General features: G+C 37.7%; 22 protein-coding genes. 1 reads left to right on the forward strand and 21 read right to left on the reverse strand.

Annotated elements, in window-relative coordinates:
- Positions 1-73 precede the first annotated feature (73 nt).
- The 7 genes from NXG61_RS11970 to fliD all read right to left on the reverse strand — a co-directional run bounded on the left by NXG61_RS11970 (position 74) and on the right by fliD (position 10,302).
- Entirely contained in the window at positions 74-814 is a 741-nt protein-coding gene (locus tag NXG61_RS11970; RefSeq protein ID WP_307225369.1) for a hypothetical protein, read from the reverse strand.
- 41 nt (positions 815-855) lie between these two features.
- Positions 856-3,171, reverse strand: a complete 2,316-nt coding sequence (locus NXG61_RS11975) for a glycosyltransferase (protein ID WP_307225370.1) — start codon at positions 3,169-3,171, stop codon at positions 856-858.
- Positions 3,165-6,017 (reverse strand): glycosyltransferase family 2 protein, encoded by a 2,853-nt coding sequence (locus NXG61_RS11980; protein WP_307225371.1) that lies wholly within the window; start codon positions 6,015-6,017, stop codon positions 3,165-3,167. The genes NXG61_RS11975 and NXG61_RS11980 overlap by 7 nt, the downstream gene beginning before the upstream one ends.
- Before the next feature lie 120 nt (positions 6,018-6,137).
- Positions 6,138-7,487 carry a flagellin gene (locus tag NXG61_RS11985; RefSeq protein ID WP_307225372.1) on the reverse strand — a complete coding sequence of 450 codons (1,350 nt, stop codon included), beginning with the start codon at positions 7,485-7,487 and terminating at the stop codon, positions 6,138-6,140.
- 150 nt (positions 7,488-7,637) lie between these two features.
- On the reverse strand, positions 7,638-7,976 hold the full coding sequence (locus NXG61_RS11990; protein WP_307225373.1) for a hypothetical protein: 339 nt from the start codon (positions 7,974-7,976) through the stop codon (positions 7,638-7,640).
- Positions 7,977-8,030: 54 nt separating this feature from the next.
- Positions 8,031-8,423 (reverse strand): flagellar export chaperone FliS, encoded by a 393-nt coding sequence (gene fliS, locus NXG61_RS11995; RefSeq protein ID WP_307225374.1) that lies wholly within the window; start codon positions 8,421-8,423, stop codon positions 8,031-8,033.
- Positions 8,424-8,478: 55 nt separating this feature from the next.
- Entirely contained in the window at positions 8,479-10,302 is a 1,824-nt protein-coding gene (fliD, locus tag NXG61_RS12000; protein ID WP_307225375.1) for a flagellar filament capping protein FliD, read from the reverse strand.
- A 119-nt stretch (positions 10,303-10,421) separates the two neighbouring features.
- Here fliD and NXG61_RS12005 point away from each other — a divergent pair, with 119 nt between their 5' ends.
- On the forward strand, positions 10,422-11,450 hold the full coding sequence (locus tag NXG61_RS12005) for an IS6 family transposase (protein WP_307225425.1): 1,029 nt from the start codon (positions 10,422-10,424) through the stop codon (positions 11,448-11,450).
- A gap of 61 nt (positions 11,451-11,511) precedes the next feature.
- Here the strand turns inward: NXG61_RS12005 and NXG61_RS12010 are convergent, their stop codons facing one another.
- The 14 genes from NXG61_RS12010 to NXG61_RS12075 all read right to left on the reverse strand — a co-directional run bounded on the left by NXG61_RS12010 (position 11,512) and on the right by NXG61_RS12075 (position 24,613).
- On the reverse strand, positions 11,512-11,916 hold the full coding sequence (locus NXG61_RS12010; RefSeq protein WP_307222765.1) for a flagellar protein FlaG: 405 nt from the start codon (positions 11,914-11,916) through the stop codon (positions 11,512-11,514).
- A gap of 53 nt (positions 11,917-11,969) precedes the next feature.
- Positions 11,970-12,206 carry a carbon storage regulator CsrA gene (gene csrA / locus NXG61_RS12015; RefSeq protein WP_307222763.1) on the reverse strand — a complete coding sequence of 79 codons (237 nt, stop codon included), beginning with the start codon at positions 12,204-12,206 and terminating at the stop codon, positions 11,970-11,972.
- On the reverse strand, positions 12,200-12,664 hold the full coding sequence (fliW, locus tag NXG61_RS12020; protein WP_307222761.1) for a flagellar assembly protein FliW: 465 nt from the start codon (positions 12,662-12,664) through the stop codon (positions 12,200-12,202). The genes csrA and fliW overlap by 7 nt, the downstream gene beginning before the upstream one ends.
- 13 nt (positions 12,665-12,677) lie before the next feature.
- Positions 12,678-13,238 (reverse strand): DUF6470 family protein, encoded by a 561-nt coding sequence (locus NXG61_RS12025; RefSeq protein ID WP_307222759.1) that lies wholly within the window; start codon positions 13,236-13,238, stop codon positions 12,678-12,680.
- Positions 13,239-13,295: 57 nt separating this feature from the next.
- Positions 13,296-14,744: a flagellar hook-associated protein FlgL gene (flgL, locus tag NXG61_RS12030; RefSeq protein WP_307222758.1), complete on the reverse strand. Its 1,449-nt coding sequence runs from the start codon at positions 14,742-14,744 to the stop codon at positions 13,296-13,298.
- 7 nt (positions 14,745-14,751) lie between these two features.
- The gene (gene flgK / locus NXG61_RS12035) at positions 14,752-16,512 is read right to left on the reverse strand and encodes a flagellar hook-associated protein FlgK (protein WP_307222756.1); all 1,761 of its coding nucleotides are present in this window, start codon (positions 16,510-16,512) and stop codon (positions 14,752-14,754) included.
- Between the two features lie 15 nt (positions 16,513-16,527).
- Positions 16,528-16,968 carry a flagellar export chaperone FlgN gene (gene flgN, locus NXG61_RS12040; protein WP_307222754.1) on the reverse strand — a complete coding sequence of 147 codons (441 nt, stop codon included), beginning with the start codon at positions 16,966-16,968 and terminating at the stop codon, positions 16,528-16,530.
- A 9-nt stretch (positions 16,969-16,977) separates the two neighbouring features.
- Entirely contained in the window at positions 16,978-17,463 is a 486-nt protein-coding gene (gene flgN / locus NXG61_RS12045) for a flagellar export chaperone FlgN (RefSeq protein ID WP_307222752.1), read from the reverse strand.
- Between the two features lie 29 nt (positions 17,464-17,492).
- The gene (locus tag NXG61_RS12050) at positions 17,493-17,786 is read right to left on the reverse strand and encodes a flagellar biosynthesis anti-sigma factor FlgM (protein WP_307222749.1); all 294 of its coding nucleotides are present in this window, start codon (positions 17,784-17,786) and stop codon (positions 17,493-17,495) included.
- A gap of 157 nt (positions 17,787-17,943) precedes the next feature.
- The gene (locus NXG61_RS12055; protein ID WP_307222747.1) at positions 17,944-18,351 is read right to left on the reverse strand and encodes a flagellar protein; all 408 of its coding nucleotides are present in this window, start codon (positions 18,349-18,351) and stop codon (positions 17,944-17,946) included.
- Between the two features lie 126 nt (positions 18,352-18,477).
- Positions 18,478-19,125 (reverse strand): ComF family protein, encoded by a 648-nt coding sequence (locus NXG61_RS12060; RefSeq protein ID WP_196604870.1) that lies wholly within the window; start codon positions 19,123-19,125, stop codon positions 18,478-18,480.
- A gap of 18 nt (positions 19,126-19,143) precedes the next feature.
- The gene (recD2, locus tag NXG61_RS12065) at positions 19,144-21,303 is read right to left on the reverse strand and encodes an SF1B family DNA helicase RecD2 (RefSeq protein ID WP_307222745.1); all 2,160 of its coding nucleotides are present in this window, start codon (positions 21,301-21,303) and stop codon (positions 19,144-19,146) included.
- A 27-nt stretch (positions 21,304-21,330) separates the two neighbouring features.
- Positions 21,331-23,238 (reverse strand): ABC-F family ATP-binding cassette domain-containing protein, encoded by a 1,908-nt coding sequence (locus NXG61_RS12070; protein WP_196604872.1) that lies wholly within the window; start codon positions 23,236-23,238, stop codon positions 21,331-21,333.
- A 61-nt stretch (positions 23,239-23,299) separates the two neighbouring features.
- A complete protein-coding gene (locus NXG61_RS12075; protein ID WP_307222743.1) occupies positions 23,300-24,613 on the reverse strand; it encodes an LCP family protein in 1,314 nt (437 codons plus the stop codon).
- Positions 24,614-24,794: the final 181 nt, after the last annotated feature.

Raw genomic sequence — 24,794 nt, forward strand, 5'->3', positions numbered from 1 at the left:
CAGTATCAGCTCAGATATCAAAAGAATACATATCTTCAATTTATTTTTTTCAAATTACTTTCCTGCAGATAAGTTATTGGTATTTTTTACCAGCCCATTTATCAAGATTATGCAGTATTATTCTCACGTCTTCCAAAATAGGATCTGATTCATCATATTCTTCTGGAGGCCATATACTTTTATTTGATATTGCGTAATATTCTCCAGGTAATATTTCTTTCAGTTTATTTCTATTTGATACAGAAGAATTTATTACTTCTGCTGCCAATATAAATTTATAAACATCCCTTAATTCTGACTCAAGGGTATCAGATGCTTTATTATAATTTTGTGCTACAATCATATTTTTAGCTATATTCTTATCTGCCTTAATGAAATATTTTTTTTGTAAGATATACTGATAATATAATCCTATTTTTTCAGATAAGACATTATTAAACATATTTGACAAAAATTTAAGATTACTAACTGTGCCTGCGTAAATACTATTTAAAAGCTCGATCTTGGACACGTTATCCATAGATAATAATCCATATAATTTTATAAAAACATTTTCATTATCAGGCTTCTCCATAAGAGATTTTTTGTAGTATTTTACAGCAGCCGCTTCGTTCCCCTTTTTTTCGGCAATTTGTCCGAGATAAGCGTATATTTTATGCAGTTCTCCTTTCATAACATAAGCTTCAGAATCATTTTCTTTTTCCAAAATAATCCTGAAATGCTTTTCTGCCGCTATATAATTTTGATTTATATATTCTTTTTCTCCCTGAGAAAAATGAAATCGCATATTATAAAAAATATCATTAAATGACAATTATAACTCACCTGCCGACATAATGTAACTCTATTTTTATATCAATTAAAAGACTCTATTCCCTGATTAAATATCCTTTTATATACCTCCGGTAAAATTGCATATATTGTCTCATATTTATTAACATCTTTATTTATTAATGCTTCAAGCATTAACTTTTTATACTTATCCACCAGCTCTTTCACTAAAAAATCACTGACAGCTATATATTCTTTTCTTGCCAATAGAATATATTCTTCTGAAATATCAGTACCACATTTGTCTTGAAACAGATCGCAATAATGCAGAAAAACCAGACCTAATGTATATTGCCCCAGCATTTTTAATAAAAATGTCATATCTTTGGTATTTGTGCTATAGATTTTATCCAGAGTTTTTATTATTAAATTTGAATTCTTTTTTCCAATATTTTTATATAATCCATTAAAGGAACTTACATTATAACGATTTTCTTTTAAAGACTTTATAAAATAATTTACAGCCTTTGGAAAATCTCCCTTTAACTGTGCCAAAGCGCCTGCTGTTTCATAGACATTACTCAACAGCCGCGGCATAGTTGAAGAAGTCACCGGCTTCTCTCCTGTTCGCCAAAGGTTAAATGCCCTGGATAAATATTCTTCAGTTTCTTTATATCGCTGCTTCTTGAATAAAAAAAAGCTTTTCATAAACAAAAAGTCCGGCACATCAGGAAATTTATTCACAGCCAGCTCAATAGCTTCAATAATTTCCCCGTTTGAATGTTTTGCTAAAATTAATCCGTCGATCAATCGCATATAAACATTAGTTTCCGCGCCGATCATATTCATACCGCTGTCAATAAATTTTTTAGAATAACTGATTACCCTCTCATAATCCTGCATACTATAATAACAGTCTGCCAGATAAGCATAGTGTTTGGGTGTCTCCCCATTGTCAGCTATTTCCTTCTCCAGCAGAGATAAATTCCGCTCTGCCTTCTCTCTCATAACTGACGATGAATATCCGGTATGCATTATGTTGATATTATCCTTTAAAACAACTATTTTTATTATCTTGCCATTTTTTCCCTGCAGGGATTCATGAATTTTTCCGACATAACGCATATCAGAAGAATTACGAAATATCCGCAGCTGATAAAAGCTGCCTATAAATTCATCGTTTCTGTCAGCATCAATATTGGTCAATCTGCACACCACAGCATCAACAGCTGAATCCGCATCATGCCCGTTCACATACTCAACAAGCTTTACTCCATCTTCCTTCGGAAAATATTCATCGGCATCAAGAAAAATAATCCACTTTCCTTTTGCCTTATCAAGGGCAAAATTCTTAGCTGCCGCAAAATCATTGCACCAAGTAAATTCATATACTGCAACACCGGTATTTCTGGCGATATCACGGGTATTATCAGTCGATCCTGTATCGACGACAATTATTTCATTTGCAAGGGGAAGCATATATTTTAAATATCTCTGTATATTTTTTTCTTCATTTTTTACGATTACACAGGCAGAAATAAATATATCACTTTTTTCTTTTTCAGAGTCGCTGAGTTTTTCCGAGTTCATTTTCCCATACAAATTAGATTTCCCATATTTATCCAAAACAGCCAATATTTCTTCACTGTTTTTTCCCGACAAACGCATTGCAGAAATAAGTGTGTAAAACACTTGATTTTCTCCGCCTACTGCCCTCAATCCAGACTTGATAAACTTTCGGGCAAAGACAATTGCCTTATTATAGTCACCCAGTCCATAATAACAATCAGCTATCGCTGAATAATACCGAGGATTATCGCCATTTTCTGCTATGTCCTTATTCATCAGCATCAAATTCCGGCGCAATTTTTCTTCTATATTTTTCTGATAACCTGTATGATAAATTTCAACATCAGACATTACAGCTATATCAGTGATCTCTCTGTCGTCAAAAAAAAGCTGTTCATGGACTTTTCCCTTATATCGGAGTTTGGAATCGTTTCTAAAGCCTCTGACCACATAAACACTTTTTGCAGATTTGCCACGCTCATTAATATTAGTTAATTTACACATAAAGATTTTTACATTTTTCTCAATTGCAGCGATATTTTTTCTGATAAGCGCCGTTGATTCATCAGTAAAATATTCATCAGCATCCAAAAATAATATCCAATTACCCGTTGCCTTGCCTAGTGCAAAATTTTTTGCGGCAGAAAAGTCATCCCGCCATAAAAAATCGTATACTTTTACATGGGCCTGCTCAGCTACTCTTCTCGTACCATCAGTCGAACCTGTATCAACAACAACTATTTCGTCCGCAACTGCACCTATACGTTTTAAATAATCTTTAATGTTTTTCTCTTCATTTTTAACAATTACACAGGCTGATATTTTCACCATTTACCCACTCTCCTGTCATTAATCCAGGTCAAATATGAATTTATTTCATCAGCATGATAACCAGTCTGCAAAACCCGTCTGAATAATTCTTCCGATCTATTTAAGTGTCCATTATAATAAGCACATTTTGCTATTTTAAATATATGTTTCATATTATCATCAAGTTGCTCATTCACTATAAATGATGAAAAGACATCCATATATTCCCATTTTTCCAGCCTGTATAACTCGTCCAATATTTCACAGCGCTGCTTCAGAGCAAAATTTTCCCCAAGAAAAAGATATTTTTTAATTACTTCATCATTTGTATGCACCATAATCACCGGCAATAGTACCTTGTACGTTTCAAAATTATTTTCATGTATATCATTTTTACCGTAGTATGCACTCAAGCACTGCCAGATGCTTTCCGGTAATATGCTATGATATTTTTCCTGCAGCTTTCCTGACAGCAATAGAGATATCACCAGCAGCTGAACCTTCTCCACTGTTTGTGTCAACAAATCATCAAAAGATTTTTCACTATTTGTATTCATTAATACTTTCCATAGCCTCCATTTTTCCGAATAAACACCGAATTTATCGAATAATTTTTTATTATAATAAATAAATAATTCCTGCATCCCCACATGAAAAACCTGTTCAGAAATAAACACCATATCTTTTGCGGTATCCTCATAATATTGGGATAAACAGATAATAGTTTTTTGAAAAGATATTTCTTTTAGGATCTTGCATAAAATACGCAGTGCCAGATAATTATATTTATTGATTGATAATGCTTTATCAAGATAAAAATATGCTTTTTTTCTGTCATTTTCATACAAATATATTTGTGCAAGATATCTATAGACTTCAGGTAGCACTGCAGTAAAATTATCTGAAGGCAAATCCGCATTCCTCGAATGTAAAGACAAAGCTCTTACAAAAGCCCTTTTGGCAATAGTATAATTTCCCTTAGCAAAATTAAACGCAGCATATTGTCCTATAAATTCAGGATAATCTTTAAAAAGCCGGTGAGCCTTTTTGATAACAGCAAAAATCTCCTGTGCACTATATGAGCTCTTAATCATTGAATCAATAAGATTGAAATAAACATCATTTTCGTTTCCAAGTGAGCGTAATTCACTGCCCAGATGCTTGTTATAATATACAATAGACTTATCATAATTTTCCAGAGCGTAATAGCAATCCGCTAAATACCTGTAATGATGTATCTTTTCCCCGTTTTTTCGTATGTCGGACTGAAGTATTTCCAGATTCCGCTTGAGCTTGCTTAAATATATGGTTTTTGAATAACCGGTATGATATATTATAATATCTTTTCTTTCCAGCAACTTCAGCTCTCTTCCGATATTTCTGAGCTGTTCATGTACCTTGCCCTCATAATGTATATTTCCGTCATTGCGAAATATCCGCAGCTGCATAAAACGATTAATCTCCATATTTCCATTGTCTTTGTCAATATTTATCATGCGGCATAAAACAGCATCAGCATCCTGTTTATTAAGCTCTAAAATAATTTTTTTTACATCAATATTATCAGTAAAATATTCATCGGCATCGAGAAAGATTATCCACTCACCCTTTGCTTTATTTACAGCAAAGTTTTTTGCCGCGGCAAAATCATTTTGCCATGAAAAATTATAGACAAAAGCTCCCGCAGTTCTGACAATATCTATCGTCTTATCCTCAGAACCCGTATCCACTACAATGAGCTCATCACTGTGTCTCCTCACGGATTTAAGCCATGCTAATATATCCCTCTCATTATTTTTAACTATAACACAGGCCGATATAAACGGCCTATTTACTTTTCTCTTACCATTATTACGTTCTGCTAAAGCTATTTGCTCTAAATATTTTTTTACCTTAGGCAAATCGGCAGCAAAAAAGGTTTCCTCTATTCCATTATAAACAGCAAACTTGTCAAGTGATTTTTTGAAATACTTCTCAGCCGCTATGTAACTGCCCAGCTGCCAATAAGTCCAGCCTGCAAAAGCATAAAAATCTGCCAAATCAGGGAACTTATCAATTGCTTTAAATATTACAGCTAAAATTTTATCAGTAGGTTTTTCCAATAATATCATTGCATTTATATAATTGCGCCATATACATCCTTCACCATTTATAACTCTGTACTTTTTCTGACTCCAATATTTTTCTGTATAAGTTATAGCTTTATCAAATTCACCCAAACCATAATAACATTCAGCAATATAATGCAAAGATGTCATTTTTTTATCATCCTGCTCTTCAGATAATAAAATTTCCAAATTGCGTTTTGCCTTATTTTGTGCTAATGATGCCGAATAGCCTGTATGATATATAATCAAATTATCATTTTTTATCAACTGCAGCGGTATTTGATCATATGAAAGCTGTTCATGTATTTTCCCCTTATAACGCAAGGAAGATGTATTTCGAAAAATGCGCAAATCATAAAAACGACTTATTTCTTTTTCATCTTTTTCATTGATGTTCACTTTTATGCATAAAATAGCTGCTATTTTCCTATTGATATCACTTTTATTGATAATATTACGGACTTCTGATATGGATTCCACAGTGAAATATTCATCAGCATCAAGGAAAATTATCCAATCGCCCTTAGCTTTATCTATGGCAAAATTTTTTGCTGCGGCAAAATCATGCTTCCATTCATAACTATATAACTTCACCGGTAATTTTTCCAGTATTGATAAAGTAGCGTCTGTAGATCCTGTATCCACTACTATCTGTTCATCACTGCAATTTTTTACAGACTCATACCATTTTTTTATATTTTTTTCTTCATCTTTTACAATAACGCAGGCTGATATATACATAAACACTCCATAATTCAATTAATATCCATCTTAATTTTTATCTGCCCACAATTCATATATACAAACAGATAAAAATTAAGACGGATGTTAAATTCAACATCCGTCTTAATAATCTCATTGCTGAATGAGAAGAAACAATTACTGGAGCAACTGCAGTATATTCTGACTGCTGGAGTTGGCTTGAGCAAGCATCGCCTGCGAAGCCTGTGCCAGAACATTGTTCTTCGTGTATTCAGTCATTTCTTCAGCCATATTAGCGTCAGTTATCGTTGATTCAGAGGACTGAACATTTTCACTCTGCGTTGTCAAGTTATCCTGGGTATAATCTAAGCGACTTTCCACAGAACCGATCTTAGTCTGCTGAGAAAGGGACTTCTGAACTGCATTATCAAGAACATTGATTGCTGCGTTGGCATTGTCACGTGTAGAAACATCAAGATTCTGAACGCTACCGTCTGCAGACACACCCTGAAGTCCAAGTGCCTGAGCGCGCATATCACCAAGACCTACGCGGATAGACTGATTTGCTTTTGTGCCGACCTGCAGGGTAATCGAATTGTCATTTGATTGATCCGAGGCGCTGATCTGTTCGCTCCAAGCATCAAGCGTAGTATTGACAGACTTTTTAACATTACCATCTGTACCAGTTATGCTGATAGTAAATCCAGCAATATTACCGCCTACACCAGATTTAGTGGAGGAAACTGACAAAACACTTGATCCATCCGCCGTATATACTGATACACCCTGAGCATTTAACCCGATGAAGCTACCAGCGTCAGCACCAGTCAAGAGATTACCATTACCAAAACCATCGACTGATGCACCAGTAGCACTCTGAGAATTCATGAATACACTAGCCAAAGTCGCACCACTGGCAGAAAAGCTGGTGGTCATAGTCTTACCATTGGATACATAAGATATTGTCACGGTATCAGCATCCAAAATATTGAGAGAATTACCATTACGATCCAATAAATCTGTCAAGTTAGAGCTAAAAGATGTAGCTGTATCCAAGCTTTCATTAGTATATACAACAGTAGCGCCTGTTGTCGAAGCCTGATTCATAGAACCGTCAACAAGCAATTTGCCATTATAAGTAGTCGTGGCATTATCATTGATCTGGTCTACTGCCTGATCAAGATAATCCTGAATCGTGTTACGGTCATAGGTAGTATTAGTATCATTAGCTGCATCAAGAACTTTTTCCTTCAGTGTTTTTAAAATATCAACAGTTGAAGAAACAGCACCTTCTGCGGTTTTCAGCATGTTCTGACCGTTTGCAGCATTGTCATTATCCTGATCCAAGGAACGGATCTGAGTCTGCATACGCTGGGAAATGGCATAACCTGCCGGATCATCAGCTGCACTGTTGATTTTTTGACCTGTTGATACCTTTTGCAGTGAGCTGGATAAAGCTTTGTTGTTTTTGCTCATTATGTTCAGCGTGTTAATAGCTGACATATTATTTTTAATTACTAAAGACATGAGAAATTCCTCCCTGATATTTAATTTGCCGCCGCTCTTCCTATGCGGCTTATATAATCAAAATATATATACATTGCCGATCGCTCAACATATATATATTTCAATCTCTGTATATAATATCGTATCTTTTTTTTTTAACTTAATAGATTTTTATAATTTTTTATTAAAAAAAATCCCCTGCATACGTGTATTCATATCATAAGAATGCACCTTATTGCTCATATTTCTGGAACGAATAAGCCAAGACTGCGCCAAAGCACGAATTTTTACATTGATCGGGTTTATCTTTGAAATCAATGTTTTTCCCACAGGCGTTTTATGATAAGTTTTATTGTCCAGTTTCTCAATAAGTTTCTGCAGTTCCATGCGCTGTTCTAAAAGGATAAAAAATGTATCAACCTTGTCTTTTTTTATAAAGCGGTACATTTCTGTCGTTATAATATAAAATTTTTTCCATAAAGCAGCCGCCTGAGCATCTGTATTTTCCATAAGGGACTCCTGACACCAATATAATATAACTAATTAAACAATTTTCAATAATATTCATGCATCGCTTTTTTCCTGCTGAGCTTTTTTCATAGCCTGTCCCCACGTATCACGAAATTGTAATATCAACCCTTTTGCTTCTTCCAGCTTTTCCTTATCATTTTTCATATTTCCCTCTATCAGAATACGATAGATATAATTGTAGAGAGGATAAAGCTGTTTGGATATATCATATTCCATTTTTAAAGAAGACATAAGTTCTATCATAATATTCTGTGCACGAATCAATGCCTTATTTGATTTTATGCAGTCCTTTTCTTCTATATGTTTGATACCCTCATTTATAAATTTGACTGCCCCGTTATAAAGCATCAATATGAGCATTTCCGGACTGGCCGTCATAATTTGCTGCCGTTTATATGCCTCTGCAGTATGAAACGCATTTTGCATTTAAGCTGATCCATCCTTCCTGTTGGTTTAAGCTGCACTGGCTATTTCTCTATTATCAGCTGCTGGTATAACTGGATATATAGGAATACTGAGAATTAAGATTGGATATCGCTGTTTCCATTGCATCGTATTTATCATACAAACTATCCTCATATTTGTCCATAGCATCTTTAAAATCACTTAATTTTTCTTTTAAATCAGCTATCCTGTCACCCCAATAACTTTGATCAGAATAATTACTGGAGTCTGTTGTACCAGCTTCTCCTTTAAGGCCTGTGGCATCAGTTCCCAGAGAACCACTTCCTATAGCTGTAGAAAGAGCTGTATTGAGCCGCTTAACTACACCATAGGTAGAACTGTCGTTTTTGTCATAAGAAGGATTGTTAAACACTTTATATACAGCTTCAGGATCGCTTGCCAATGCAGTGCTTAATGTATCCTCATCCAAACTTAAAATACCGCTGGAATCTGTATCCCAATCTGATGATACAGTTATGCCAAGACTTGCCAGACTTGTATAGCTGCCACTTAAACCAGATACTTTTGTATTTACCGCTGAGCGCATACTGTCTACAAGATCAGATAAGGTGTCATCCTTATATAGGAGTCCTGTTTTGGCTTTCGTTTCCCACGCTGTTATCTGATCTTCTGACATATCCGCTTTTTCGGCAGTGGTCAGCGGGGTATAGTCGCTTTCCGGTTCTGTATATATAGCATCCTTCAGACTGCTGAGCAGTGTGTTGTAATCACTTACAAACTGTTTGACATTTTTGATGATAGTATCCGTATCATTACTTACCGTAACAGTGCTGGATCCGGTGCTTAACAATGTGTACGTCACACCGTCGGCTGTTATCTGCGTACCTGTACTATCATAATTTTTACCGTCGATAGTCACCTTGCCGTTTGTTCCGGCAACAGCGGTACTGCTGCTAGCGCTGCTTACAGAGTCAGGTGTATCAGCAAATCCGTCTGTTGTACTTGCGTCAATTGCCGTTCCCAATTGATCAGTAGAGACATTATATGCTCCTAAATGAAGTGCAGAAAGAAGCGTTCGCGTATTATCATTGCTTGTAGAAGTCACATTTTCATCAGTGAGATTGTTTGTCACTGTATCCACTGTCAAATCAATGACATTACTGGAACCGCCTTTTTTATTATAAATACTGAATGAATCATTAACAGAATCATAAGTACCGCCTATATTGGTACCGCTGTCTGTCAGATCAGTGGCCAAGTCGGTCAGTGTCGATTCTGCCAAATCCCTATAAGTATAGGAGATAGTTTTATAGCTGTTCGCCGATGTACTGCTGTCAGAGTCAGTTGTAGTAGCGCCATCTCTCACGGTAAAACTGATAGCCGTCTCATCCATCTGTGAACCGGTAAGTGTTATTTGGGTACCTGAACTATCTGTATATGTCAGTGTATCACTGTCAGATGTGGTTGAAGTAGATGCGGTAAGCGTCACATCTGACATACCGACTAAATCAGATAATTTTACGCTGGTTGAATCACCAGTGGCACGTGTAATCCCATCATCGGTAGTTTTTAGATATGCGTTGGAAGCAAGTGTACTTACTGTCACTTTATGTGAAAGTGATGCGGCTGCACCACCCGCCGTTGCTGTTACAACACTTGCAGCAGAACTTGTAGCTGTTTTTGGATCTGTGCTGCTGGATAACGCATATTGGTAAAGCGTATTGTTCTGAAAATCAATAAGTTTCTGATACCAGGTATTGTATGCATCTTTTGTCCATTCAGCCTTTTGCTCTTTTTTATATATTGAATCGTATTGTGTCTGTTTGGCTGTCATACCTTGAGTAACAAGAGATTCTATATCAAGTCCCGATGATAAACCGTATATGCCATTTACACTCATTATTTTTCCTCCTGTTATTAAATTTCGTTTTGTTAACTTAAATGAAAATTGAGGCACCGAACCTTTCAATGGTACAATGTTTCTGCTAGAAAACACACCAATCGAAAGGACGATGCCTCATGCAGAAAATTATACCGATTGTATGCCCTAAATGCAACAATAATCACCATTTCCATAAGTTTGGCAAAGATAAATTCGGTAATCAAAAATATCGCTGCCTTGCTTGTAAACATCAATTTGCACCAGATGCTCTCCCCAGTGTCAGAGGTAAAAAGTATCCTCCTTGCCCTATGTGTGGAAAATCGTCTTTCTTGCATCACGATTATCGTGATTATTCTAACTTTCGTTGCTCTGATAAAAAATGTAATCATTCATTTTTTCAACCAAAATCAACTGCTACTTTGCCACCTTCTGTTTCTAAACTTTTTGGTAAATCCAATTTATCACGCATGCGTCATCCAGTTCATTTAATCATCACTGTTTTAACTCTTTTTTTCATAGGCAAAAGCTCTACTCGTAACATTTCTCTCATGCTTTATCAGCTCTACAGCATCAAGCTTTCTCATGTTAGTGTTGCTGAGTGGTGCAAAAAATTCGCTCCGCTTTTTGATAATATTTCTTTAAAGCTCATACCTTCTATGAATTTCAATTCTGATGAATGGCATGCTGACGAAACAGTGGTTAAAATTGCTGGAAAGAAATACTACATCTGGTTCATCATCGATAGTGAAACCCGCTTTGTTCTTGGTTTTCATCTTTCACCACATCGTTCTTCTCCTCAGGCACATGCTTTATTTCAGCATGTTTCCCCTTTAGGTAATCCCAATGCCATTGTTAGCGATCGCTATAGTGCCTACAAGATTCCTACTAAGTGCTACTTTCCTCATGCTAAACACATTCGTGTCGAGAGCTTTAAGGACGATATTAGCAACAATCTTATCGAAGCTTTTAACAACCGTTTCAAGGCTTGGTATAAAACCAAACGTGGCTTTCATTCTTTTCACTCTGCTAATGCTACTATTTCTGTTTTTGTCTTCTTTTTCAACTTCATGCGCCCTCATACTGGTCTTAATCATTTAACTCCTGCTCAAGTTGCCGGAGCTAACTATAATCCCAATATGAAAAACTTGTTTTCTTTAGCAAGTTGATAAAATTTAGTGCTTTTCTACAGAAACATTAGCTATCTTTTCATTTTTACTTAACAAAGCCTTAAATTTCCTTATCAAGAAATTTTCCTACCCATTCCTTTGTTCGGATAAGTGCCTTCATAATATCTTCTGGTGGGAATGATTTGATCGTCTTATTTGTGCTTATGTCAACCATTTTTACACCTAATTGATCCAGCTGCCTGTACCAGACAAATTTCAGCTGAAGATTCATATCATCTGCCATTTCATTAAGCTTATCTGTCATATCTTTTACAGTACCATCAGACAGATTGTTTTTTTCATCCTGTTTTGTTTCATTTGCAGATGCAGCAGCTGCAGTCAAAGCTGATATTGTATTATTCTCAGCTTCAACCACCGCAGATTGAACGACAGGATCCGCAGGAGTATTGGTACTGGCACCTGAATGAGTGTTTGATGAATTGACATTTTGCAAATTAGTAATCATATTATTCCCTCCCTGAAAAAAACTCCTAAAGCATTTGATATCTTTAAACTAAATTACTCATTTTTATTTTTTTGTGGCAGCAATTCTGTCAAATCAAGATCAACAGGCTGTGACGCTGATTTTTTATTTTCTTCAACTATTGCCTCATATATTTCGCCGCGGTATATTTTTACACTGCGCGGTGCATCTATTGCCAAACGCACATTGCCACCCTGCACATCCGAAATATGTACAACGATATCATCACCTATTGTTATATATTGGCCGGGACGACGTGTTAAAACTAACATTTTTCATCCGCCCTTTCAATTTTCACAATATGTTCAGTTAATTTATGTTTTGTTGTATAACCCGAATTTTCCAGAATGACCTGCATTGCTTGATGGTTTACCTGATTTATTATAATTGGTGCCAATAAATTTGCAGTTGTCTGCTTTATGTTACCGTTTGGTATTGTCAGCAATGAAAATACCATAATATCCTCATCTGATTTTATATCGAGTTCCTCAAGGGTGTCATCATCCAAAAGGAACTCATAATTGCTGAAAAACATAAATGGATCAACCATCAAAAAAGCTAAATCAGGTGATCCAACAGATTGGAGAAATAAAAAAGGTGCACTTTCCCCATAGGGTATCATCAAAAACTCACGTTGATTTTCAAAAGACGGTATTCCATGTGCAAATTTTATTATTTTTGTTTCATCAATATCAATATCGCCAAATCTTGTAGTAGTTATATTTTTCATTTATTGCCTCCGTTTAAGCATAAATACTGTACTCATTTCCGCTGGTCCACATTTTTACCGATGAATAATTATCCACCGATATGTCCACTTTTGCCGGAGTGTAATTCATATTATATTTTCCCGGAATAGATTCAATTTTATCGTGTCCCGGGATTATTTCCCCATTCACTTCTGAAGGTATGACTGTTATTTCTGCAGATGGCATAGAGGTAACAGTCAATTGCTTTTGTTTTGGTAAAAGATGCTGACGTTCAACATTGACAATTGCATTACTTTTTGCACCATTTTTCATAACAGTCCGTGCCTCCTTCATCACTCTGGCAATACCAGAACTGAGTGCCTGTTTTCCTTCTGTCGCGTTTAACTGTGCCCGCCTAGTATTTGTATAAATACCCAGTGCCTCTCTGGCATGCGTAGAATCAATTTTTACTTCTGCGGAAGTAACTTCAAGTCTATTCTGCGGCTGAATATAATCTCCCCTGCCGCTTGGCTGATCAAAACTAGCGTCAACGCTTCCCCAATCCTTGCTCATATTTAAGGTGATATTTGTTGTCCGTATATTTAATTTTAGCATCCCTGCATCATCCCTTATATTTCTCTGAAATACAAAGATAAAAAGCACTAACACCAATCAACTTAGATAATCGGCAATAGTATCTGGCAGCACATCCTTGCTGATTGCCAGAGCAATATTGTAAATAGTCTGCGCAGTCAGCAACTTTGTCGTTACTTCTGCAACATCTACACCGTTTACATTATTTATATTATCCTGTATAACAGTATTTTGATCATTCAGTGTACTGATAGCATTACTGTAAGCTGAATTTCTGGAAGCGAGTGAAGTTTGCGACGTAGTAAGTTTGTCCTCTGCATTATTTGCCAAAGTTATCCCGTCACTTGAAAGCCAGTCCTGATCACCGCTGTCCATTTCCGCTACTACAGTAAGAAGATCATTTAAGGTAGCCGTACCATGGGAAGAACCAAAGATATCGCTGCTCCCGAAAACATCGCTTCCTGTAAGGTTAACACTATCCCGTGTGGTATCTGTACCACCGCTAAGTTTTACCATAGAAATTTTGTTATCATCACCAGCATAACTGACTACATATTGGTTAATTGTATTAAAAGAAAAAGTAATGTCTGTGCCGTCCGCTGACAAGCTGGCTGTTTTGCCTGTATCAGTTATTGCCCCGCTGTTGCTGCTGTCAAAATATTGACTAAGAAAATCTTTTTGCGCATTCGTAGTCAAACTATCATAATCAGTTTTGCTGGTATAGGAAGTTGCATTCAAAGTACCCGCAGATAAATCACTGGCATTTGCCGGTAAATCAGCCAAATTACTGGTAAGTGTAATCCGTCCCACTGCATCATCTGCAGTAACGCTGGTCTGCCCCGCACTCATTTTATTTTTATATCCGCTTTGCACAAAATCCTTAGAAAATACGTAACCCGTACTCAGATCAAGGTAATAATCGCTGCCATCACTTCCCTTAAGACTGATCATTTGATTTAGACCATTTACTTGAGTTCCTCCGTCAACCTTTGTAGAGACTCCGTCTATCGTTACGGTTTTACCAAAAAATTCAGATTGTGTATCATCCAGTGTCTTTGTCAGACCACGCTCCACTTTATCAGTTGACATTGTAAACGGTTGTGTTTTATCTGACTGGCCTGAAAAAAGATATCTACCACCCAATTGTGTGTTCCCCTGGCTCACTGTTTCCTGGAGCAGTGCCAGCATTTCTTCTGCTGTAGACTCACCATCCGTGGTACTATTAGTGCCATTTGCAGCCTGATTTGTCTGTTCAACAAAAGTCGTGAACTGGGAGCCAATACTTGAAAGTGCAGTATCACTCGCTGTCATCCAAGAAACTGCTGTCTGGGCATTTGATGTATACTGCGTATTTTCCACATTATCATTCGTATATCCAAGGTATTTCGAGTAACCAACAGCATCATCAGAAGGTCGATTCAATTTCTGCTGAGTAGCGTTCTGTTCTACATATTTTGCCTGTGTTGCATAGTTATTACTGAGCGCATTCATATAATTATTGATCATCATTGTACTGCTTACACGCATTTAATCATCACCTTCCCACTGTTCCTGTACTATTTATAAGTTTATCAAGCATTTCATCCATGGTTGTAAGAATTCTGGCACAGGCAGAATACCCCTGCTGGTATTTGATCATGTTCGTAAGTTCTTCATTCCAATTTACCCCAGACACAGATTGACGCGTATTATCAAGTTCTGTGAGAGTAGATGTCGTTTTAGTAACATAATCATCTACATTGCTTGAATCACTGCCTAATTTAGTCATAGTATCATTGTAATAATCATTTAATGATAAATTGCCTGTTGAACTGTATCCTGTATAATTACCGCTAGAATCAACCATGCCAGCAGCCGTCTTTACCGTATCACTAATAGAAGTAGCATCTCCCAGTGATGTATTGAATAATGTGCTTAAAGATACAGCGTTGGTACCATCGGCAGTTCCTGCCGTTCCGTTGCTGGCAGTTATTCTATCAGCATAATCAACTTTATTGCCATTGGCATCAATGTAGTCCCCCGTTTTGACCGTATTACCATTTGTATCCGTGTATGATGCAGAATCCGTATATTTATTGGCTCCCTTGGTCGCAATATAGTTTGTTCCACCATCGGCTGTTATTTTGCTATTCACCGTAAGTTCATTTATTAGACTAATACCGCGTAATTTTTCAGTGGTGCCATCGCTGCTATTAGTTTTCTCGACATAAGCATCTTCATAACCTTCCGTTGAACTGCTTTTTTCATCGATCCACTGATATGAATTTTCATCCTCACCAAAAAAATTTGTATCCGTCGTTCCGTTTCCGCTGTTTGCACCGTCTATACCATATCCTTCTTTATGCTGCGCATTGAAAGTCGTCAGAAAGAACGCCGAATAATCTGCCAATTTATCTATATATGATTTATTAGTAGAAACATTGTCCTGCAGTGCCTTTATTTCACCATCGCTGGGATTAAAAATAGTCCCTGTTGCCTTGATTGTAAGTGTATAATCCGTAACACCGTATTGTGAATTATTTGATGCCTGGGTTGCCAATTCAACACTGCTTCCCTCATCTACTAAATTACTGCCATCACTGCTTATAGTATAGGATCCATTGCTTTTCTCCGTGACATTCACTTTCAAATATTTTGAAAGATTATCTACCAATTCATCACGCTGGTCACGCAGATCATTTGCTGAACCACCGTTAGCCTCAAGCTGAATAATGCTTTTATTTAGATCAGCTATTTGTGCCGTTATCGTATTTACACTGCTTACATCAGCCTGCAGCTGACTGTAATTCGTTGAAATTTGAGATTGCATATCTGATGCCATAGATTTTATCTTATCAGCCATTGTAACAGCTGTATCACGCGTGCTTATCCGTTCATCAGAACTGCTGGCATCGGTTCCCAGACTCTGCCACGTTTCCCAAAAGCTATTTATAGAGCTTTGTAATCCGACTTCGGTATCGCTTATCTCCGAATCATTAAAAACATTTTCGACAACAGTATAGTTGTTCTGTACTGCTTCATAATATGAATTTGTGCTGTTTTCATTCCAATAATTTTTATCAGCAAAGGTGTCCCTTGCTCTTGTAATAGATGCAGAAGCTACACCGCTGCCAACATAGCTTGTGCCGTATAATGTGGTCTGGCTCGTTGCTTTTGTAGCTACCAAATTTACACTTTGTCTAGAGTATCCTTCGGTACTGTCATTACTGAGATTCTGACCTACAGTATCAAGTGCAAGCTGATGTGCCTGGATGCCTGTATATACCGTATTCAGTCCTGAAAATGTCGACCCCATTTTAATCATCCTTTATTATATACTTTGATCAAACATCTTTATTTTATTCATAGCATTGCCGGCTATATCGCCGCTTGCCTGATAAGGGACATCGGCTGTAGCCCTTGTTATTACATTTATATTAAACTTGATAAATTCCAATTTATTCTTCAAGAGTAATAGATTACATTCATTTATTTTTTTTATATCTGCTGCCATGTTCTGTATTTCTTCTGTCAGTAATCTTATGATCGCTTTATCGCTGTCCGCTACCGTATTGTCCTGTTTCTGCAATTCTTTCTTTCTGTCTTTTTCCAATAGTTTCAACTCATTCATCAAATGTTCCAAGATTGGTATGGTTTGCTGAAACGCTTCATCGTCAGTATTTATCAAAAACTGCTTTTGCTTTTCGGCGTGCGCTTTAGATTGTCTGTATTTTTCGGCTTGCAGCCGCAATATTTTTACTAATTTATTCATGGTAGTTCCCTAAACCTTAAAATCCAAATTTTTATTCTGCGGAAAAAACTGCTGATTGCCATTCTCTTTATAGTTCGGTTCAGCTTTCATCTGCACCAGCGCATTTATATTTATATTGACCGCTGTCAGTGCTCCGCGTAAAAGCAATCTATTAGTTTCATTTATATCAGCCGTTCTTTTTACTGCATTGGACAGTTTTTCATTTGCTGTCAAAAATTTTTCTTTATATTCTGTAGGGCAAACCATTGTCAAAGTCTTACTATTGGATAATTTATTTACCAATGCATTTTTGGCTGCCATTTTTTTTAGAATATCCTGTCTTTCTTTTTCAACTTTCATGATTATATCTGTAAGTTTTTGCTCTTCGTCAACAATCATATCCAGTATATGCATATCGATATCAAGCACAGCACTGCGTTTTTTTTCGTTGAGCAGAAAAAGCTCATCATAAATTTTTGTCAGTTTCAATAAAATGTCAATTAGACTATTCCACATAATGATCCCTTTCCGGGGGGTATTATTCATCAGGCGAAGCACCCATCCAATATCTTTTCAGCTATATTTCCTGAATCAATTTTATAATCATTGTTGTCTATTTTTTTACTATAAAAACTTACCTTATCAGTGCGTACAGTCGACATGCTGCTCAGTTGGTTAAGATATGAAGCAAATTCTTGACTTTCATTTGACAAAACTATCTGATCATTATCTCCGCTATTGCCAACATTGCCTTCCAGCTTTACACTGGTTTTGCTTATGTTGTTTATATATATATTGTTAGCAACAGAATTAATATGACCGCTGTTTGAAATCATCATATATCCCCCCTTAAAAAAAATTGCCGATACTTTCTTATAAAGTAATATCGGCAATTTCTCTATTTTAATTAAGGCACATTTTTTAAGGAATACAACGCTTTTTCTAAACAATTCTGTCGTTTACTGCGATTTTCATGCTCTTGAACAGGTTCTTATTTTATTTAAGGTACATACCGCGGCTTTTCAAAACGCCCTTATCCTTTTTAACTGCTTGCTTTTTCTGGTTTATAGCGTCACTCATCCGTTTCACATCAGCCTGCAGCTCCTGCGAACATTTGTGACAATAACGCCCTTCCTTTATCATAGTACCGCACCGTTCACACGGATAGCTGATATCTCCCTTGCCTATAAATCTGCCGGCACGCAGCATACGCATTATGGTTCTTTCCTTTATGCCCGTATCTTCATATATTTGTTTTATTGTACTGCCCGGATTATCACGCAAATAACTGCAAACAACAATTTCATTCTGCTCTTCCTTGCGCAGACAGTCACTGCACATGCCGGCTCCCGTATCAATGAATATTTTTCCGCATTCAGGACAATTTTTCATTTTATTAGCCATGGTCTTTTCCTCCTTCTATCAACCATTATTGCTATTATTATAACTTAGACAATAAAATTTAACAATCAATATTTTAACCACAGCACTAACCCGCTTCCGTGCAAAAGCAGTTATTTCAATAATATTTCAGGCATCACTGGCAAGAACAAGTCCGTACACCGCAGCAGCCCCTTTGGAACGCAAATGGCGGGCGCACGATTCCATTGTTGCGCCTGTAGTATAAATATCATCAAGCAGTAAAAAAACTTTTCCGGCGGCATTAAAATTTGTTTTCAGAGAAAAAGTATTTTGCATATTCTGGAATCTTTCCGTTCTGCTTAATTTATACTGTCGCTGCGTAAAATATGTCCGTTCAAGACAATCGACAAAATCTTTGCTGTTTTCGGCAATCCATTTTTTAAATATAAGTTCAGTTTGATTAAAGCCTCTCTGCTCCATCCTTTTTTTATGCAGAGGAACACAAACTGTTATATATTCACATGCAGGCAGCCGCAGAGATATTGTGGCTGCTGTTATATATTTATGTATGCTGCGCAATGCGCTCATTTTACCATTATATTTCAGATTTATTATCAGCCTGCGCATTGTCCCGTGATATCTTCCCAATGCCCAGACTTTTTCAAGAACAGAATCCGGCGGCAGTGCCACCGGATGTACCTGCACTGCCTTTTGCATACATGGCAGACACCAGTCGCCTTCGTGTTTCACATAGCTGCGGCATGACGGACAGCGCGGCGGATAAAGAAATTCCATAAACAAATCAAATATATGCATATTATTTCTGCCTCGTCATCAGCTGATCCCTTGTGTCAAACGTTCTGCCAGCAGTGTATATCTTTTTTGTGTGCGATTATTTTGAATTGCTGTGTATAGGGCTTTTTTGGAGCCAAGCAATATTACTTTTTCCTTTGCTCTGGTAACCGCTGTATACAAAAGATTGCGCTGCAGCATAATAAAATGTCCCGTTGTCAGCGGCAGGACAACAACTTTGTATTCGCTTCCCTGGCTTTTGTGAACACTCATGGCATAAGCAAGCATCAGTTGATTTACTTCAGCCGGCTGATAATCAACATTATTTTCCCCGAAATTGACCGTTATCTTCTGAGGTGATATTTCTTGCACGAAGCCTATATCGCCGTTGAAAATATTTTTTTCATAATTATTCTTTATCTGCATTACCTTATCGCCGACACGAAAGGTCTGGGCAGCTGTCTTATATTCTTTTTTTTCCGTTTTGGCGCAATTGAGTGCTTCCTGAAGTAATTTATTCAAATTGCTGACACCGCATGCAAGCCGATGCATGGGAGAGAGAACCTGTACATCCGCCAGCGGATCAAATCCCGCAGTAACCAGCTCTTTTCTGCACAGAGCGACTATTCTGTCAGCCGCTTCTTCATCATTGTCTATTTCCAGAAATGAAAAATCGCTGTTTGAACTGCAGTCCGGCATTCTGCCCGCATTTATTGCGTGTGCATTATGAATGATCATACTCTCTTGTGCCTGTCGAAAAACTTCATCAAGTTTCAAGGAAGCAACGGCACCGGAGCGCAGTATATCTTTGAGCACAGCCCCCGGTCCGACTGCCGGAAGCTGATCGACATCCCCTACAAGGACGACGCGGCAGCCGCTGGGAACGGCATTGAGAAAATGCTGCATGAGTACTATATCGACCATTGATACTTCATCAATGATTATCGCATCTGCCTCGAGGGGTTCATCACTGTCCCTGCCAAAAGCAGAATCCGCATCAGACCTTATACCTGTGGCTTCAAGGAGACGATGAATCGTACCGGCGCTCTGCCCGGTGGCTTCTGTCAAACGTTTAGCTGCCCGTCCTGTCGGTGCGCCAAGCAGCACTTTCAAACCAAAGTGCTGCAAAACAAAAAGTATCCCCTGAATAATTGTTGTCTTGCCTGTCCCCGGTCCTCCTGTCAGTACAAAGAACCCATTTTTTAACACAGCCTCTATGGCTTCTCTTTGTTTTTGAGCCAGATTTATATTGCTGCTCTTTTCCCACTCAGCTGTCATTTTAGCCGCATTTTCCAAAGGAAGAGGTTCTGCATTGTTATTCAATTCCAAAATTTTTCTGGCTGTCTGTTTTTCCGCAAAATAAAGATACGGAGGATAGATCAGCTGTTCACCGCCCACATATTCAGTATAAAGCCTGTCATTTTCAATTTCTTTTTTCAGCTTTGCATAAATACTTTCTCTGTCTATATTCAAAAGCCTTGCCGTCTTATTAATGACGATTTCCTCAGGTACGCAGCAATGACCGCTGGCAGCTGTCTGCAAAAGGGCAAAATCTATCCCTGCCTCTATCCTGCTGTCGGCATTTTTTTCCACTCCCATCTGCGCGGCTACCTGATCTGCCGTCAGGAAACCAATACCTTCTATATCGTGAGCGAGGCGGTACGGATCATTTTCCATTATTTCAACGGAAAATGATCCGTATTCCTGAAATATGCGCCCGGCATAAGTGGAAGAAAGTCCGTGCGTTTCCAGCCATATCATCACATCACGCAGCTCTCCCTGCTCATTATATGCCTGAAAGATTTTTTGTGCCGTTTTCTTGCCTATGCCGCTTACTTCACAAAGCCTGCCGGATTCTTTTTCTATGATCTGCAATGTGTCCTTGCCAAATTTGCTGACAATACGTTTAGCCATAGCCGGTCCTATACCTGCCAAAGCACCTGAAGCTAAAAATCTTTCTATTCCATCAGCACTGTCAGGAGCCGTAGTTTCCATCTTATCCGCCTTAAATTGCTGTCCGAATCTAGGATGAACTATCCATTTCCCTTCCACACATACATTTTGCCCGACCAAAGGTGCCGGAAAATTGCAGGTAACCGTAATTAAAGCATTCTGCTGTTCCGGCTTCAGACGAAATACACTGAAACTGCTGTCCGTACTGGCGAATATGACCGCCTGTATGCTGCCCTCAATTTTTTCCATAAATTTTACCTGCCCGTACTGCAATCTTTATTGCATGAGCTTATCCCATTCCTCATACTTTTTATCTATTTCCTCTTGTTTACCGGCATAAGTTTTTGCTATTTCTTCACTTTTCTGCGGATCCTGCTGAAAGGACGGATCATTCATATCATGTTCCAGCAATTTGAGTTCGGCTTCGAGCATAGCAATTTCCGCCTCACATTTTTTCATGAGCTGCTCTTTTCTGTCTTCGTTGAAAATAACAGTTTTTTTATTCTTTGCCGGCAGGCTTTTTTCTTTTATAACATGCTGGTGTTCTTTTTTCACCGGAAGCTGTTTTTCTTTCTCGGGTGGATTTTCCAGTAATTTTTTCTGACGATAATAACTGTAATTACCATCATATTGATTCAGCTTTCCGTTTTCCATTTCATAAGTACAATTTGTAACTTTATCCAAAAAATACCTATCATGAGAAATGACAAGGAAGGTCCCCGGAAAGGTCATCAATGCATTTTCTACTGCCTCTCTGGCAGGTATATCCAGATGATTTGTCGGTTCATCCAATATTATAAAATTAGCCCCGTCCATCATCAGTTTTAATAATGCCAAGCGTGATTTTTCCCCGCCGGACAATTCTGCCACTATTTTATAAACATTGTCACCACTGAATAAAAATGCCCCTAAATAATTTCGTGCCTGTTCATCGGCAATTCCATAATTATATGTAATTTCCGCCAATACTGTATTTTGACCGTTGAGCTCCTCATGATGCTGCGAAAAATATCCTATTTTAACACGGCTGCCAATTTTTATTCTTCCGCTGCCAGCTTCAAGTTCACCGACTATTAATTTGAGCAGTGTCGTCTTACCAGCACCATTCGGACCGACAAGCGCGATGCCGTCACCCTTGCGCACCGTCATTGTCAAATTTTCACAAATAACTGACGCTCCAAAGGAAAAAGAAAGTTCTTCTATTTCCAGTACTTTCTGAGCACATTCCATTGGCGGATTAAAAAGAAAATAATTAAATCCGGCAGGATCAGGAGGAAGAATGATCCTTTCCAGTCTTTTCAGCTGTTTTTCTCTGCCGCGCGCTTGTTTTGATTTTATACCGGCTTTATATTTACGGATATATTCTTCCGTTTTTTTTATATGATCCTGTTGTTTAACGAAAGCAGATTCCAAAGCGGCACGCCGGTCTGTTCTCACCCTCATGGCCTTTGTATAATTTCCGTCGTAAATATCTATTTTTTGATCAATCAATTCGATTATGGACGTAGTCACTCTGTCAAGAAAAAAACGGTCATGTGATATCATCAATATACCGCCTTTATAATTGCGCAGAAACTCTTCCAGCCACTCTATCATCCCAACATCCAAATGATTTGTCGGTTCATCAAGAAAAAGAAAATCCGGTTCGCGTAAAAGAGCTTTAGCAAGACATATACGAGTCTTCTGTCCGCCGGAAAAATCCTGCGGTGATTTTAAAAAATCAATTTCACCGAAACCAAGTCCAAAAGCTATACGGCGAATTTTATTTTCATATTCATAGCCGCCAAGGCGTTCAAATTCCTCAGAAACCTTTGCATACTCGTGCATTATATCATCTGTCTTTTTTTGTGACCCGCTTTGTGCTGCTGCTTCTTCTAAAGATTTTTTTCTATCCGCCAGCTCCAGCAGATCAGCAAATGCAGTGAGCAGCTCCTCATGCAGCGTACTGCCTGTAAATACAGCCTGCTGCTCAACATAGCCGATCCTGTCTGCCGTATCTATCTTTACCTTGCCGCTGTCGTATTCTTCTCTATCCATAATACAGTTCATCAATGTCGTTTTTCCCGCACCGTTAGCACCTATAAGACCAATTTTGTTTTCTCTGTCTATATCAAAAGAAACACCACTGAATAATGCTCTTATTCCATATGATTTTGCAATATTTTCAACACGCAGCAAGCTCAATTCTCCACATCCCAATTATATATTTATCTGGCAGTCAATCCGTGCATCTTTTATCCTGAAGCTATTTCCTAAAATCTCTGCCAATGGTCAGTACAGCCTGTTTTGTCCCGCTGCCCGTCATTATAACACAGGGAAAGGGCATACCGTAAAAAAGACTGACAGCATCATCATTTGTCATTATTTTCGTGTTTTCATTAGAAGATGTACGTCCCGTTTCTACGCTTGATATCTTAAACCCTTTACGCATCAATGTATCTGCCGCTGCTGCACCTGCTCCGTTTATACCACTTGAATTAATCACCATAACAGTGATATCCTGCGGTTTTACCGGTATTGTCTTTTTTTCAGCCGAATCGGCATTATCTGTACTGTTTTCATCACTTTTTTTATTTAAATCCTCATTCAATACTTTTAGCCCTTTAGGCAGGGATTTTTCATATTCCGCAGCAGTTTCATCTGCATTCCGCTGCATCTGCTCTGTCACATTCAATGCCAGTGTTTCTGCTATATTCTGACGCAATACTTTTATATCAGGAAGCCAATAGCTGATATCATCTATATAGGCAGGTTTTCCCGGGAGCATGGATGAATTTATCTGTCTGTCCTTCATTCCCGGAAGCATACCGGCAAATTTGAGCATATAGGCAAAAGACATATCTGTTTTTACTGTCGCGCTCACTTCCTTTATTATTTCAGGTAATTTGGGCAGTATGGACGGAGTCAATATCTTTTCCAGAACAGCCTTTATGAAATGCTGCTGTCTGGTAATTCTGCCGATATCACCTTCCCCGTCTCGAAACCGAACATATTCTATTGCTTTTTTACCGTCCATATGCTGCATCCCAGGATAAAGATCTATATGAAGACCGCCATTATCATCCCACGGGTCATTATAATACATTCTTTTTTCCACATTGATATCCACGCCGCCTATGGCATCAATGATATTTTCAAATGATTTTATATCTATAAGCACATAATAATCAATCGGTACGCCAAGCAGGCTCTGCACGGCATCCCTGCTAAGCTCGTGACCGCCGTAAGCATAGGCATGATTGATTTTATCATATTTATATCCTTTTATTTGCACTCTGGTATCACGTGGTATCGACATTACAGAGACATTGTCATTTTTCGTATCCACATTGAATATCATCATGGTATCGCTTCTGCCAACATCATCAGCACGGCTGTCAATCCCCATTACCATGATTGTATATTTATCCTCAGAAGAAAAAGCTTTTTCGCCTTGTTTCTGTGACGCATTTTTCGAAAAACTGTAGGCCATTGCTGTAGCAGCAAAAACTAAAAATATCATACCTATTATAATAATACGCTTATAGCTTCTTTTATATTTTACTTTTTGGGGTTCCACTTTTACGTCTCCATAAATTATTTACTAAAAACAATGCTTTGCCTATGCTGCATATGGTTTTTAGTATAACAAAAAATTTTGCTATTTTCAATTTTATTACAAGCTTATTCATTTATACCGTATAGACCATTAGAGCAGAGGGAAGAATTCACCATTATTGCTAATCAATCCGTTTTATTGT

This window comes from Pectinatus haikarae (assembly GCF_050916305.1).
Classification (GTDB): Bacteria; Bacillota; Negativicutes; order Selenomonadales; family Selenomonadaceae; genus Pectinatus; species Pectinatus haikarae.

Coding starts and splice junctions, on each gene's coding strand:
- NXG61_RS11975 (WP_307225370.1), bottom strand. CDS start 3,171: ATGGTGAAAATATCAGCCTGTGTAATTGTTAAAAATGAAGAGAAAAAC.
- NXG61_RS11985 (WP_307225372.1), bottom strand. CDS start 7,487: ATGTCTTTAGTAATTAAAAATAATATGTCAGCTATTAACACGCTGAAC.
- NXG61_RS11990 (WP_307225373.1), bottom strand. CDS start 7,976: ATGGAAAATACAGATGCTCAGGCGGCTGCTTTATGGAAAAAATTTTAT.
- fliS (WP_307225374.1), bottom strand. CDS start 8,423: ATGCAAAATGCGTTTCATACTGCAGAGGCATATAAACGGCAGCAAATT.
- fliD (WP_307225375.1), bottom strand. CDS start 10,302: ATGAGTGTAAATGGCATATACGGTTTATCATCGGGACTTGATATAGAA.
- NXG61_RS12005 (WP_307225425.1), top strand. CDS start 10,422: ATGCAGAAAATTATACCGATTGTATGCCCTAAATGCAACAATAATCAC.
- NXG61_RS12010 (WP_307222765.1), bottom strand. CDS start 11,916: ATGATTACTAATTTGCAAAATGTCAATTCATCAAACACTCATTCAGGT.
- csrA (WP_307222763.1), bottom strand. CDS start 12,206: ATGTTAGTTTTAACACGTCGTCCCGGCCAATATATAACAATAGGTGAT.
- fliW (WP_307222761.1), bottom strand. CDS start 12,664: ATGAAAAATATAACTACTACAAGATTTGGCGATATTGATATTGATGAA.
- NXG61_RS12025 (WP_307222759.1), bottom strand. CDS start 13,238: ATGCTAAAATTAAATATACGGACAACAAATATCACCTTAAATATGAGC.
- flgL (WP_307222758.1), bottom strand. CDS start 14,744: ATGCGTGTAAGCAGTACAATGATGATCAATAATTATATGAATGCGCTC.
- flgK (WP_307222756.1), bottom strand. CDS start 16,512: ATGGGGTCGACATTTTCAGGACTGAATACGGTATATACAGGCATCCAG.
- flgN (WP_307222754.1), bottom strand. CDS start 16,968: ATGAATAAATTAGTAAAAATATTGCGGCTGCAAGCCGAAAAATACAGA.
- flgN (WP_307222752.1), bottom strand. CDS start 17,463: ATGTGGAATAGTCTAATTGACATTTTATTGAAACTGACAAAAATTTAT.
- NXG61_RS12050 (WP_307222749.1), bottom strand. CDS start 17,786: ATGATGATTTCAAACAGCGGTCATATTAATTCTGTTGCTAACAATATA.
- NXG61_RS12055 (WP_307222747.1), bottom strand. CDS start 18,351: ATGGCTAATAAAATGAAAAATTGTCCTGAATGCGGAAAAATATTCATT.
- NXG61_RS12060 (WP_196604870.1), bottom strand. CDS start 19,125: ATGCATATATTTGATTTGTTTATGGAATTTCTTTATCCGCCGCGCTGT.
- recD2 (WP_307222745.1), bottom strand. CDS start 21,303: ATGGAAAAAATTGAGGGCAGCATACAGGCGGTCATATTCGCCAGTACG.